This window comes from Tamlana crocina (assembly GCF_012037625.1).
The window spans coordinates 1-14,278 of the sequence record NZ_JAAVJS010000005.1; the positions used below are offsets into that span (position 1 = coordinate 1).

Sequence of the window (14,278 nt, forward strand, 5' to 3'; positions counted from 1 at the left end):
ATAGACTTTTTCTACATAAGACCAAAGTTCTTTCAGCTGTTTTTTTAATGCGCTCTTTACTTGTTTTTATGGACTTGCCCCATACAAAGGTATAACGATTGGCGTTGGCTTCGATCTTAGTGCCATCGACATAAATATCCTTTAAACTAATAACACCTTGTTCAACTAAAAGCAGAACGACTTGATGAAAAAATTTCTTTAAATGGCCTTGTAAACGCTTTCCCCTAAAGTTATTGACCGTGTTGTGGTCCGGTTTGTTCTGCCCGCTGGGCCACATAAAATGGATGTTCTCATTTAGAGCTTGTTCTGTTTTACGTGAAGAATACAAATTACGCAAGTAAGCATAGACAATAACCTTGGGCAACATGCGCGGATGATAGCTTGAGGTTCCGCCACCTTTATAGCTTTTTTCCTAAGCACTTATATCGACATGGTCAATAATTGTATTTACAGTACGAACGGGATGATTGACGGGAACTAGATCATCATAACTGGGAGGTAAAAGACTTAGCTGGTCTTGATTGTAAGTCTTAAAAACTACTTTTCTGCTCATTCTTAAATTTAAGAATTTACTAGAAATTAGAGTATAAAAAAGAGACTGCCTTTTCAGACAGCCTCTTTTTTATGCATTTTATTTTTAATAAAAGTTATGCGTCGATATTAGCGTAAACGGCATTTTTCTCAATAAAATCTCTACGTGGTGGCACTTCATCACCCATTAACATAGAGAAAATTCTATCGGCTTCAGTACCGTTATCAATTTGTACCAAACGTAGGGTTCTAAACTCTGGATTCATAGTAGTATCCCAAAGCTGCTCGGCGTTCATCTCACCCAAACCTTTGTATCGTTGGATGTTGGCCGTTCCTCCGTACTCTTCAACCAGCGCATCGCGTTCCTTATCATTCCAAGCATATCGCTTCTTCGCTCCTTTTTTAATTAAATAAAGTGGCGGCGTAGCAATATAAACGTGTCCGTTTTCAATCAGTTCCTTCATATATCTGAAGAAGAACGTTAAAATCAATGTTGCAATGTGGCTACCGTCAATATCGGCATCACACATAATCACGATTTTGTGGTAACGTAGTTTTGAAAGATTCAAAGCTTTGCTGTCTTCTTCCGTACCTATGGTTACCCCAAGTGCGGTAAAAATATTTTTAATCTCTTCATTTTCAAAAACCTTGTGCTGCATGGCTTTTTCAACGTTTAGGATTTTACCTCTTAACGGAAGAATAGCCTGAAAGTTTCTGTCACGACCTTGTTTCGCCGTTCCACCTGCCGAATCTCCCTCTACCAAGAACACTTCACATTTTGTTGGGTCTTGTTCTGAGCAATCGGATAATTTCCCAGGTAAACCACCAATACTCATGGCCGTTTTACGCTGTACCATTTCACGGGCCTTTTGTGCTGCATGACGAGCTTGCGCTGCCAAAATTACTTTTTGCACAATGGTTTTGGCATCGTCTGGGTGCTCTTCCAAATAATCAGATAGCATTTCTGATACCGCTTGACTTACCGAGGCCGACACTTCTCTGTTACCCAATTTGGTTTTGGTTTGCCCCTCAAATTGTGGCTCGGCTACTTTTACAGAAACGATAGCCGTTAAACCTTCACGGAAATCATCACCGGCAATATCAAATTTCAGCTTATCCAACATACCCGATTCATCGGCATATTTTTTAAGCGTATGCGTTAAACCACGGCGGAAGCCCGATAAATGGGTGCCTCCTTCGTGGGTATTGATATTGTTTACGTAAGAGTGTAAGTTTTCTGCATACGACGTGTTGTAAACCATAGCTACCTCAACTGGAATACCATTTTTCTCTCCCTCAAAAGCAATAACATCCTGCATTAAAGGTTCGCGTGTCGCATCCAGATATTTTACAAACTCGGTCAACCCAGCTTCAGAATGGAATGTTTCCCCTTCAAAAGAACCATCTTCCTTTTTGCTTCTTCTATCAACCAAGTGCACTGTAATACCTTTATTCAAAAAGGCCAACTCGCGCATACGGTTTGCTAAAGTATCGTAACTATATTCTAGGGTTTGCTGAAAAATAGTAGGATCCGGCTTAAAGGTTACAATAGTACCACGCTTATCGGTTTCGCCTATAGATTTTACTGGATACAGTGGCTTTCCGCGCTCGTATTCCTGCTCCCAGATTTGTCCGTTACGATAAACAGTTGCTTTTAGGTGCTCTGACAACGCGTTAACGCAACTTACACCAACACCGTGCAGACCACCAGATACTTTATAAGAATCTTTATCGAATTTACCCCCAGCACCAATTTTGGTCATTACTACCTCAAGTGCCGAAACGCCTTCTTTTTTATGTAAATCTACCGGGATACCACGTCCATCATCTTCAGTAGTGATGGAATTGTCTTCGTTAATGGTAACGGTTATATTATTACAGTGTCCGGCTAGCGCCTCATCAATGGAGTTATCAACCACCTCGTAAACCAAATGGTGCAATCCGCGCACCCCAACATCTCCAATGTACATAGACGGACGCATACGTACGTGCTCCATCCCTTCGAGGGCCTGGATACTATCTGCCGAATAGCCCTGCTTGTTTAAATCTTCGTTTGCTTCGCTCATATCTTCTTTAATCTAAATTTTGTTAGGTGTTGTTCACAAAAAAAGATGCCTTTTGAGCATCCTTTTGAACACAAACAAATATACGAAATTTTCAGCTACAAAGGAAGCTTTTTATCGACCCAAACATAAAATTATCAACATTTGTTGATTACTCAAAAACGCCTTAAATCGTCTAAAAAGCACCTTAAAATGGATTTCAACCACCTTCACCCCGCTCCCTAAAACTCAAATTTTACAAAATTGCTCTCCGACGCTTATTTCACTTTGCTACACACATATCATATCAAAAGAAACAGACGAATTATGGCCAATTACCGCTCGAAATTAAGCGAAACAATCGCACGTAAAATCCCTAAACCTGATTTATATCAGAATTCAGCAGCAAAGTTCATACTAATTTTGCATTGAATCTTTAGAAACACTCATACATGACACCTAAAAGAGACGTTTTAAGCCTGTATATTTCTATTTTTGCGTTGATTATTACTACTCTCGCCAGCGGCCAGACAGAACCATTTAAGCCCACTCTAAAATGGAATATCACCTCTCAGTTTTGGATGAGGTATTCCGATTTAAATAACGGTTCGATTATTCACGGCGAGCCTACCTCTCAGTTTTTCGATATTTCCATTCGCCGATTGCGCATTCCGGTTTCTTCGCAAATCTCTCCTAAGGTTTTCGTCTATGCGATTTTTGGCGGCAACAATTATAATTTTAAAGGAGACGATTTCCCTATTGAGATTTTAGATCTTTACGCCGAATATTCCTTTGCCAAATTTTTAGAAATAGGCATTGGAAAATCCGGGTGGCAAGGCTTGAACCGTTGGAACATCCGCTCCAGCAGCACGCTCATGGGGCTAGATTCTCCTTTATTCACGCTTAACTCCGTTCAAATTAATGACGACGTGGGGCGTTTGTTCGGTTTTTGGCTTAAAGGCCAGACCGGGCAGTTCGATTACAGAATGGCGTTTAACCGCCCCTTTTACGTAAAAACTATTCCCAGCGGCGCCGTAAACTTTGCCAATAACAAACCACGTGTAAAAACTTCAGCCTATGTGAAATATCAATTTTTTGAACACGAATCGAACAAATCGGCCTACCAAATTGGCACCTATATGCAAAACAAAAAAGTATTCAATATTGGAGCTGGGTTTCAATACCAACCAGAAGCCATGAGTGATGGCGATACCAATCTTCCAGAAACCAATATTTATGATATCTCACATTTTGCTGCCGACTCCTTCATAAATCTTCCTCTAAAAAATGGCCATGCCATTACGGCTTATTTAGGCTATTACGACTACAATTTTGGAAAAGATTACATAAGGAACGTTGGAGCCAACAATCCCACTACGGGGGGCGATAGTGACTTTAATGGTTCGGGCGTGGCCTTCCCAATGATTGGAACGGGCACCTCGTGGTACGTACAGTTTGGTTATGCCTTTAAGCATACAAACATTTTTAACCACATGGCCGTTATCCAGCCGAATATTGCCGTACAGCATTCCGATTGGGACCTCCTGAACGACAACTTGACCGTTTTCGACTTTACCGTTAACTTTTTTGTGAACGGCTCACACAAAGATAAAATTAGCTTGGGCTACCAACACCGCCCTATTTTTGATGCCACAACACTGCAACAAAAAAACTATAAAGGTATGGCCGTTTTGCAGTATCAAATTTCGTTTAAATAATAAAACCAGCTCTTCAGCTTATCCATTTTCAGAAGTAAAAACCACCAACTTTTGTATTTACTTAAAAAACCTGCAATTATAATTGTAAATTTTTAACAATTTGACAATAGCATATAGGTTATCTGTAAAACATGGTGCGCAGTACATTATTTCTACATATATTTGAGGCGCAAAAAAATGATGAACACTAATAACAACAATAATAATTTCAATAATCCTAACATTTAGGACTGGAAGGTTGTTGTTTAAAAATATGTAAAGCCTTCCGAGTTCGGAAGGCTTTTTTTTAATCTAAATAGTTAAGACATGAGCAAAATTATGACAGTCGATGTATTGTCGAGCATTAAGGGAGCACAGCCCAGCGAGGCCGTAAACCAATTATTTGAGGTGATTAAAAACGCCAACGCATCAAACAACAATGCTATTAACCATAATACCAGCAGTGTGTCTTTAGATGATTTGCGCGACGATGTGGTGATAGACAGCCCCGAAACGGAAAAACAAATCATCATCGAAAACTTCCCAAAAGAAAAAAACGGCTATTTAGTAGTCTCTAAAGTTATAGAAGAATAATTATGGACTCGCAAATACGCAGCATACACCAACAATTGGTGAACAAAGAAATTACTTGCACCAGCTTGGTTCAGGAAAAATTGGATTTACTGGCCAAGAACAGCCATAACACCGTAAACAGCCTATTAATCGATACCGCATTAAAATTGGCTAAAAAAGTGGACGATAAAATTGCCAAGGACGAAAAGATTGGCCTATTAGAAGGTATTCCCTTTGGCATTAAAGACGTTTACATGGTTCAAGGCACGGTAACCACGGCCAGTTCTAAACTGCTTAAAGATTATAAATCGGCATACACGGCCACGGCTATCCAAAAACTGTTGGATGCCGGCGCCATTCCATTGGTAAAAGAAAACTGTGATAGTTTTGGGCACGGCTCATCGAGCGAAAACACCATATTTGGTGCCGTAAAAAACGCCAACAACCCCGATTTGGTCGGTGGTGGCTCTAGTGGCGGATCGGCAGTAAACGTGGCGTTGGATTACACGGTATTTTCCATTGGTGGCGACACCGGTGGCTCCATTCGCCAGCCAGCAGGTTACAACCACGTGTATGGTTTAAAACCCACATACGGACGCATTTCGCGCTACGGATTGATGGCTTATGCCTCGTCGACCGACTGTGTTGGCCCAATTGCCAAATCGGTGGAAGATATTCGCATTGTTTTGAACGCGATGAGCGGAAAAGACACCAAAGACCAAACCACTTACGCTTCCGAGCACATTTCAGAAGACAGTCTTTCTACTTCCGAAAACATAAAAACGGTAGGCTACTTTAAAAACTTTATTGAAAGTGAAGCCATCGACGATAAGGTAAAAACCGATTTTTTATCAGCCATTGAAAACATAAAAGCTAAAGGCATCGAGGTAAAAGCCTTAGATTTCTTTGAGTCGAATACTTTGGTATCCACTTATTATACTTTGGCCATGGCCGAAACCGCTTCCAACCTTTCGCGATTGGACGGCACCAATTACGGCAACCGCATTGAAGCCGAAAATTTAAAGGAAACTTATGCCGTTACCCGTTCGGAAAACTTTTCGGAAGAAACCAAACGCAGAATCGTTGGTGGAAACCAAGTGCTTTCTCAAGGGTTTTCAGATGAAATTTATTTAAAAGGTTTGGCGCTTCGCGATGCCATTTCGAATAATTTCGAGGAAGATTTTAAAGCCGTTGATGTGATTATTTCACCCGTAACCCCAAGCACACCGCCAAAAATTGGCGACAGCTTAAAAGACCCGCTGGCCATGTATTTAAGCGATGCATACACCGTTGGGTTCAGCTTAGGGCAATTACCTACGCTAACTATTCCGCAAGGCACCGAAACTGGGCTACAAATTACCGCTGCAAAAAATAACGACGAACTTGTTTTGAAGTTTGCTAACTTCTTAAAAGACACGATATAATGGAACTGGAACAATTAAACGATTTACTGAAAAAACACGAACTGGAGTTAGTCATTGGGTTGGAAACCCACGTTCGGTTAAACACCAAAACCAAACTGTTCTGTTCTTGCGCCAATCAGGAAACTGAAACCCCAAACACCAATATCTGTTCGGTATGTACCGGGCAAATGGGCGTGCTTCCTGCGGTGAACAAAGAAGCGGTAAAAAAGGCCATTTACTTTGGAAAAGCCGTAAAATCGACTTTTGAAAATGAGGTGATTTCGTGGGATCGTAAGCATTACGAGTACCCCGACAACCCGAAAAACATTCAGATTACCCAATTCCACAACCCCATTATTCCCGATGGGCAAGTGTCGTGTTTCAGAAATGACGGTTCGCAATTCACGGTAAACTTAACCCAAGTCCACATCGAGGAAGACGCCGCTAAATTGATGCACGAAAAGAAAATTTCGTTGGTCGATTTTAACAAAGCCGGTGTTCCGTTGATTGAAATTGTTACCGAGCCTTGCATCCGCCATATCGAAGATGCTTCAACCTATGCACAGTACATTCAGCGTATTGTCCAAAACCTAAAAATATCGGAAGCCAACCTTGAAAAAGGGGAATTCAAATCGGATGTTTCCGTTTCACTCAGAAAAAAACACACTTACAATTTAAATCCGCGTACCGAGATAAAAAACCTCAACTCGTTCAAATTTATGGTTGAGGCTTTAAAAGAGGAAGTTGAAAAACAGCTTAATTATTATTTGGAGCACAAGGAGTTTAGGCCAGACCAAACCACCGTGCTTTTTGATGCCGATTTAAAGCAGACCAAAACCATGCGTAAAAAGGAGTTTGAGGCCGATTACCGTTTTATTTCGGAGCCAGACCTTCCTTTTGTAAACATAAAAAATGCCGTCGAGTCGATCGATGTCGATATAAGCGCACTGCCCTTTGCCGTAGAGCGTATTTTGATAAAAGGCGGCGTTTTGCCACAAGACGCTAAGTTTTTTACGGCCGATGCGTTGCGTTCGGAAACCTTTGTTGCCATTAACAACCAACTGCACGACCCATCGTTTGTTGCCAAAACATTAACCAACAATATTAAGCCTGAAGACTACACAAAAATTGAAAATCTTGCCGATTTCATTGAAATTTTCAGCTTGTTTAAAGATGAAAAGGTAACGCCAGTATTGGCCCAACACGCCATAAAATCGTTGTTGGCCGATGCGCAATTCGACTACAAATCTTATTTTGAGGAAAACACCATTTCTGAAGAAAAAATAGAAGCGGCCATTGCCCAAGTGATTTCAGAAAACGAAGCCATCGCCAAAGACATTAAAGCTGGAAACCAAGGCAAAGCCGGTATTTTAGTCGGAAAGGTGATAAAAATAATTGGTAAGGGCGCATCAGGAAAAGTAATCCGTGAAGGCATTTTGAAGCAATTGGCTGGTGATGCTAACCTAAGCTCAAAGGCCGAAATCAGCAGCACCAATGATGTCAAGCTGAGCGGAGTCGAAGCTAGCAAAAGCAACAAACATCAAGAAGAAGTATTGCCGCAAATACCCATCGTGGTAAAAGATGAATACCGCACACATCTCATCACCGATATTACTGATGACAGCATTGACGAAACAGTGACTTTCTCGGGGTGGGTAGCCAGTGTCCGCGACCACGGCGAACTCATGTTTATTGATTTACGCGATTCGAGTACCGAAAAATTCCAAGTGCGACTAAGCCGCGAATCGTTCCCTAATTTGGATGAATTGGTGCGATTGAAACCCGAATCGGTGATTTCGGTGTCCGGGAAAATCGTTCAACGAAAAGAAGACGATTACAACCCGAGTTTGCGCACCGGAAAAATTGAAATGGAAGCCACCGAACTGGATATTTTAAACCTATCCAAAACGCTTCCGTTTGAAATTAAACGTGCTACAAAAACCAACGAAAACACCCGTTTTCAGTATAAATATTTAGACCACAGAAACGACGATGTGCGCCGCGTTATCGTCAACCGCCACAAAGTCATTAAGTTGATGCGCGACATTCTGGACGAAGAAAACTTCCTTGAAATAGAAACGCCTATTTTAAGCGCCGGAACCGACGAAGGTGCCCGAGAATTTATCGTACCATCTCGAAAGCAAGCCGGAGCATTTTATACGCTTCCGCAAGCACCGCAGCAGTTTAAGCAAATGCTTATGGTGAGCGGTTACGAAAAGTATTTTCAGTTGGCCCGCTGCTTTAGGGATGAAGATTCGCGTGGCGACCGCCAACCGGAATTCACCCAATTGGATATCGAAATGGCCTATGCCAGCATGCAACAAATTATCGATTTGAACACTAAAATGTTCAACGAAATTGTTGAAAAAATTTACGGCAAAAAATGGATTTTACGTCCGTTTGAAGTGCTGACTTATAAACAAGCGATGGACGATTATGGTTGCGACCGCCCCGATTTACGCTTCGGTTTAAAACTACAGGACATTACCGAAATTGTAAAGGACACCACGTTCCAAGTATTCAGTAAACCCATTGAAGAAGGCGGTATTGTAAAATGCATCAAGGTTTCAGCCGAAGAGCAGGGCAAAAAGCGCCTTTCAAAAGGACAAATTGAAAAACTTACGGGCATTGCCCAACAACATGGTTTAGGCGGATTGGCCTATATTATTGTAAACGAAAACGATTTGCAATCGCCCATCATTAAATTTTTGGGCGAAGAGATTGCTGCAGGAATCATAAAAGCCACCAACGCGCAGGTGGGCGATATTGTATTCTTTTCGGCTGCCGATTACGCCACGGCCAATAAGGCCCTCGATGCTGTTCGTCAGGAATTGGGCAGTATGTTGCGACTCATTAATCCGAAGGAATTACGCCCAGCTTGGGTAATTGATTTCCCGATGTTCGAAAAAACCGACGAAGGGCGCTGGACCTTTACCCATAACCCGTTCTCGATGCCAGCTGTTTACGATATTGAAAAGCACATGAACGGAAAAGAGGAAGAAATTGGAAGCATCATTGCCCAACAATACGACCTTATTTTGAATGGTTACGAAATTGGCGGCGGCTCGGTACGTGCGCACAAGCCTGAAATTTTAGAAGCTACCTACAAAAATATGGGCTACAACAAAGAGGAAATGATGAAAAGCGTGGGCACCATGTACAAAGCCTTCCATTACGGGGCACCACCACACGGTGGTATTGCTTGGGGCGTAGACCGATTGATGATGATTTTAGAGAAAAAAGCATCTATTCGAGAGGTTATGGCCTTCCCTAAAACCGGCACTAGTGATGATTTATTATTTGGAGCACCATCCTTACTTTCCGATAAAAAGGTAGAGGAAATGAATGTAAAAGTGATGAAGAAGTAGTTAATTTAAAGACAACTTATAAATGAAAAAATCCCGACATGAATTTGTCGGGATTTGTTTTATTAAATAGGTTTATTCATCAGAAATTAAAAATTTCATTTTCTTCCAAAACAACATTGCAGTAACACTTGTAGGCTTACTTAAATCTGCTAACATGATTAAATTGCTTTTAAATTGATTCAACTCCGATTGAGTAGAGTTGTCATTAGCTGTGTAATATGCCATACCCCAGTCAGGAAAATTACGTTCCGAAATGTTGTCTTCTGAAAAAAGAGAAACGTCGGTATGTCTTTTGTCGTTTTCAATTTGAGCGAACAATTCCTTTACTTTTTCTCGTGGCCCTTCAAGTATTTGAATAAATTGATTGGCATAAAAAATGAGGCAACCAGTTATACCATGAGATGTATTAAATGATCTTGCTGTCTCTAAAATATCATTTATCGCTGTTTCCTTTAAGCCATCAATTGCTTTAGACTCATAAGTGAGAGTATACATGTAGTTGTTTTTTTTTAAAGGATTAGATTACTTCGATACTAATTTACGTAATATAGTTATGCTTATTTCTTTTTCACAAACAATTAGTCACAAAGATTATAAAAACAAAAACTTTAACTTTACCTAATCATCCAAACTTTAACAAAAACTCCGCACTTTTATAAAAACTTTAAAGGTTTTTCGGCTTAACTTTAAAACATTAAAAACCACTAAGATTTTAAGCATGAAAAAAGTGACCACAATGATTATCTGTGTTTTTGCTTTGCTCCTTTCGGGCAATGTTATGGCACAGAAATTTGCAAAATTGGATAAAAGTCCGCTAGACATTAGCTACTACCGCACCAGCCGCAATGCCACACCTATGGCGAAAGTGATTTACAGTCGTCCACAATTAAACGGTCGTGATTTAAGTCAGTTAGCCCCGAACGGTAAAGTCTGGAGAACCGGTGCCAACGAAGCTGCCGAAATTAAATTTTACCAAGACACCCAATTTGGTGGCAAAAGCGTAAAAGCCGGCACGTATTCGTTGTACACCATTCCAGGAGAAAAAGAATGGACCGTTATTTTAAGCAACGACACCGATGTTTGGGGCGCCTACAACTACAATGAAAGCAACGATGCCTTGCGCGTTCAAGCGCCTGTAACTATTGGCGAACCTATCGAAGCCTTTTCAATAGCCTTTGATGACAACCAAATGTTTTTGGCTTGGGGCACGGTTAGGGTTGCTGTTCCTGTGAGTATTTAATCCAGTCTATATAATAAAGCACATTGTCATTTCGAGCGGAGTCGAGAAATCTCAATACTTTGTGAATCTGACTTTTTATTCATAAGATTCTTCGACTCGCTCTGAATGACATGCTAATTAAAACAACCGTTTTTATTTGTCGTCTCCATTATTAACCGATTCAGACATGTAATACAAACGCTTTAAACTCTTTTTTAGCAGGGTAAATCGGTACACCCCAATCACAAAAAATATAATACTGAAAAAGAGCGAGGCCAAGGCCAAATACTCAAAGTTGGGATATTTTTTTATCTGAAAAAGCGCAATGCTGCCCAACAGCAAATACAACGACGACCGAATGTAAGACAGTAAAGTACGTTCATTGGCCAAGCGGGTGCGCTCAATGGCTAAATAATCTCGTAGAATAACTTCTTGGTCGGGCTTAAAATCGCGCCCAAAACGCAGAAGTTTCATTTTTTTCAACTTTACTGGTGCTTTCATAAAAGGTCGCTCTTTTGGTTGAACACCTAAAAATAAACAAAAATTTAAGGAATATTCAAATACTTGTGGGTTTGTAGCGACACTTTCCACTTGGGGTTCTGCATCACGTAATCCACAATTTGCGGAATCATTTTATCACGTTTGCTCCATTCGGGCTGCAAATACAAAATACAATTGTCGTTTACCCTGGCAGCTTGTTCTTCAGCAAACCGAAAATCGTCCTTGTTGTAAATAATCATTTTAAGCTCGTGGGCTTTCACATAAACCTCATCGGTTGGCAGCTTCATTTTTTTTGGCGACAGGCAGATCCAATCCCATTGCCCTGTCAACTCATAAGCTCCAGAAGTTTCAATATGAACTTGAAGTCCTTCAGCCTTCAATTTTGAAGTGAGGAAAGTCATATCCCAAGTTAGGGGTTCACCTCCGGTTACCACAATCGTGTCACTGTACTTTTTGGCATTTTCAACAATTTTGGTCGTTAATGTAGGTGGGTGCAATTTAGCATTCCAACTTTCTTTCACATCACACCAATGGCAGCCCACATCGCAGCCACCAATCCTAACAAAATATGCCGCTGTGCCCTTGTGGAAGCCTTCACCTTGTATGGTGTAAAACTCTTCCATAAGCGGCAACATCTCTCCTTTGTTTACCAATAATTGTATCTCTTTCTCCATAATTAAGTGTGCAAAGATACATATTCCATCCTGATTTGGAATATTTTAAACTTCAATTCAACCTTAATACGCAAAACCCTATTTTTTTATTTTTTAATTTCTGTATTTTTATGCAAAATTTAGGCATGGGCACAAAACAGACTTTTCACGAATACATTACCAAAGGCTACGAAACTAAAGGCGAACACATCCCTGTTGGCGCAGCGATGTTAAATGGCGAAACCATTACTGGGGCGCATGTAAAAATCCCACTAAAAACCATGAACCGCCATGGGTTAATCGCAGGGGCGACCGGAACCGGAAAAACTAAATCGCTGCAAGTTTTGGCCGAAAATTTAAGTGAAAAAGGCGTACCGGTGTTGCTAATGGACATTAAAGGCGACCTTAGTGGTTTAGCGCAACCCAGCCCAGGGCATCCTAAAATTGACGAGCGTCACGAAAAAATAGGACTGCCTTTTGAAGCCAAAGCCTTTCCAGTGGAAATTTTAACCCTTTCCGAACAAGACGGTGTTAGACTGCGGGCCACCATCAGCGAGTTTGGCCCGGTTTTATTATCCCGGATTTTAGATTTAACGGAAACGCAAAGCGGTATTGTTTCTGTGATTTTTCAATATTGCGACGACAATAAATTACCGCTTCTCGATTTAAAGGATTTTAAAAAGATTTTACAGTACGCCACAGATGAAGGTAAAGCTGAATTCAATGAGGCCTACGGACGTATTTCTACGGCATCAACGGGCGCCATTCTTAGAAAAATAGTGGAATTGGAGCAACAGGGCGCCGATTTGTTTTTCGGGGAAACCTCGTTCGACACCCAAGATTTACTGAGGGTGGATGAGAACGGAAGAGGTTACATCAACATTTTAAGGCTTACTGATATTCAAGATCGGCCCAAATTATTTTCAACCTTTATGCTGAGTTTGTTGGCCGAAATTTATTCCACATTTCCAGAGCAAGGCGATAGCGGCCGACCAGAATTGGTAATGTTTATTGACGAGGCCCATTTAATTTTCGACCAAGCTTCGAAAGCGCTTTTAAACCAAATTGAAAGTATTGTCAAATTAATTCGCAGTAAAGGTGTCGGTTTATATTTTGTAACCCAAAACCCTACCGATGTTCCGGAGGAAATATTGGGTCAATTAGGCTTAAAAGTACAGCATGCGCTGCGAGCGTTCACGGCTAAAGACCGAAAAGCGATAAAGCTCACCGCGCAAAACTATCCCGATTCTGATTATTACGACACTACCGAAGTGCTTACCTCCTTGGGTATTGGCGAGGCCTTGGTTTCTGCCCTCGATGAAAAAGGTCGCCCCACACCATTGGCTGCCACTATGATGCGGGCACCCATGAGCCGAATGGACATACTTTCTGAAACTGAATTGACTCAGTTACTTTCGCAATCTAAATTAGCTAAAAAATACAACGAAACGGTAGATCGCGAAAGTGCCTACGAATTGCTGAACGATAAAATAGAACGCGCTGAAGCCGAAGAGGCCAAGGAAAAAGCCAGAAAGGAACGTGAAGCCATTAAAAAAGCGGAATCTAAAAAACGTACATCGTCCCGAAGCCGCAGCACCCGAATGAACCCCATTGTAAAAGTGCTTACCAGCGCGACCTTCATCCGCAGTGTTTTTGGCATTTTAACCAAAGTGATGAAAAAATAAATTGATTAACTTTTTACTAATTTAAAACCCGAACTATTTAATGCGCTTATCTCATTTAGGCTTGATTGCCACCATATTTTTTGCTGCTGCTTGCAGCAACCAACCTGGTCCTTTCGAAATTTCAAAACAGCATATTGGACACTTAACCGACTCCACTCAAGTAAAAGACCTTGAAGCCATTTATGCTAAAGATTCCATCGTTAGATCGGTTAGCGGCGAGGAGTTTTCAGGAAACCCAAACCAAATAGAAATTTTTGAAAAAGGCGGCAAAAAATTGCTCACGCTCACCGCAAAACGAGCGTTAGATTCTACCTCAACCATTTCCAGTATTCGTATTTACGACGAACGTTTTAAAACTGAAAAAGGAATAACTTCAGCCAGTACTTTTAAGGACATCAAAGACCATTACAAAATATCGAGAATCAGCAACTTAATCAACTCGATTGTAGTTGGGGTGGATGAAATAAATGCAGCCTTTACCATCGACAAAGAAGAACTTCCTGCCAACTTAAGGTTCGATAGAAACCTAAAATTCGAAGCAACACACATACCGGACGACGCCAAAATTAAATACTTTTTCATAAATTGGAGTAAGTATTAAAATTT

At 40.9% G+C, this 14,278-nt stretch carries 12 protein-coding genes; 7 read left to right on the forward strand and 5 right to left on the reverse strand.

The annotated features are described in order from the left end of the window. Window positions 1–367, reverse strand: a 367-nt coding sequence (locus tag HC176_RS04415) for a transposase (protein WP_167916978.1), incomplete at its 3' end; no start/stop codon positions are given. A gap of 280 nt (window positions 368–647) precedes the next feature. Beyond that, on the reverse strand, window positions 648–2,597 hold the full coding sequence (gene gyrB / locus HC176_RS04420) for a DNA topoisomerase (ATP-hydrolyzing) subunit B (RefSeq protein WP_167916979.1): 1,950 nt from the start codon (window positions 2,595–2,597) through the stop codon (window positions 648–650). Window positions 2,598–3,025: 428 nt separating this feature from the next. Here gyrB and HC176_RS04425 point away from each other — a divergent pair, with 428 nt between their 5' ends. The 4 genes from HC176_RS04425 to gatB/aspS all read left to right on the forward strand — a co-directional run bounded on the left by HC176_RS04425 (window position 3,026) and on the right by gatB/aspS (window position 9,614). Beyond that, a complete protein-coding gene (locus HC176_RS04425; RefSeq protein ID WP_167916980.1) occupies window positions 3,026–4,291 on the forward strand; it encodes a porin in 1,266 nt (421 codons plus the stop codon). A gap of 306 nt (window positions 4,292–4,597) precedes the next feature. Then, a complete protein-coding gene (locus HC176_RS04430) occupies window positions 4,598–4,864 on the forward strand; it encodes an Asp-tRNA(Asn)/Glu-tRNA(Gln) amidotransferase subunit GatC (protein WP_209309657.1) in 267 nt (88 codons plus the stop codon). Window positions 4,865–4,866: 2 nt separating this feature from the next. After that, on the forward strand, window positions 4,867–6,267 hold the full coding sequence (locus HC176_RS04435) for an amidase family protein (protein WP_167916981.1): 1,401 nt from the start codon (window positions 4,867–4,869) through the stop codon (window positions 6,265–6,267). Next, complete coding sequence (gatB/aspS, locus tag HC176_RS04440) at window positions 6,267–9,614, forward strand: bifunctional amidotransferase subunit GatB/aspartate--tRNA ligase AspS (RefSeq protein WP_167916982.1); 3,348 nt, start codon at window positions 6,267–6,269, stop codon at window positions 9,612–9,614. The genes HC176_RS04435 and gatB/aspS overlap by 1 nt, the downstream gene beginning before the upstream one ends. Before the next feature lie 72 nt (window positions 9,615–9,686). On the opposite strand, the gene HC176_RS04445 is transcribed toward gatB/aspS, so the two are convergent. Next, the gene (locus tag HC176_RS04445) at window positions 9,687–10,109 is read right to left on the reverse strand and encodes a BLUF domain-containing protein (RefSeq protein WP_167916983.1); all 423 of its coding nucleotides are present in this window, start codon (window positions 10,107–10,109) and stop codon (window positions 9,687–9,689) included. A gap of 223 nt (window positions 10,110–10,332) precedes the next feature. Here HC176_RS04445 and HC176_RS04450 point away from each other — a divergent pair, with 223 nt between their 5' ends. Beyond that, complete coding sequence (locus HC176_RS04450) at window positions 10,333–10,854, forward strand: DUF2911 domain-containing protein (protein WP_167916984.1); 522 nt, start codon at window positions 10,333–10,335, stop codon at window positions 10,852–10,854. 132 nt (window positions 10,855–10,986) lie between these two features. Here HC176_RS04450 and HC176_RS04455 read toward each other — a convergent pair whose 3' ends face one another. Next, window positions 10,987–11,334, reverse strand: coding sequence for a DUF202 domain-containing protein (locus HC176_RS04455; protein WP_342448664.1), 348 nt, complete (start codon window positions 11,332–11,334; stop codon window positions 10,987–10,989). 44 nt (window positions 11,335–11,378) lie between these two features. Next, window positions 11,379–12,008, reverse strand: coding sequence for a 7-carboxy-7-deazaguanine synthase QueE (locus tag HC176_RS04460; protein WP_209309658.1), 630 nt, complete (start codon window positions 12,006–12,008; stop codon window positions 11,379–11,381). 125 nt (window positions 12,009–12,133) lie between these two features. On the opposite strand from HC176_RS04460, the gene HC176_RS04465 reads away from it, so the two are divergent. Further along, window positions 12,134–13,672 (forward strand): helicase HerA-like domain-containing protein, encoded by a 1,539-nt coding sequence (locus HC176_RS04465; protein WP_167917150.1) that lies wholly within the window; start codon window positions 12,134–12,136, stop codon window positions 13,670–13,672. A 40-nt stretch (window positions 13,673–13,712) separates the two neighbouring features. Beyond that, the gene (locus HC176_RS04470; protein WP_167916985.1) at window positions 13,713–14,273 is read left to right on the forward strand and encodes a hypothetical protein; all 561 of its coding nucleotides are present in this window, start codon (window positions 13,713–13,715) and stop codon (window positions 14,271–14,273) included. Window positions 14,274–14,278: the final 5 nt, after the last annotated feature.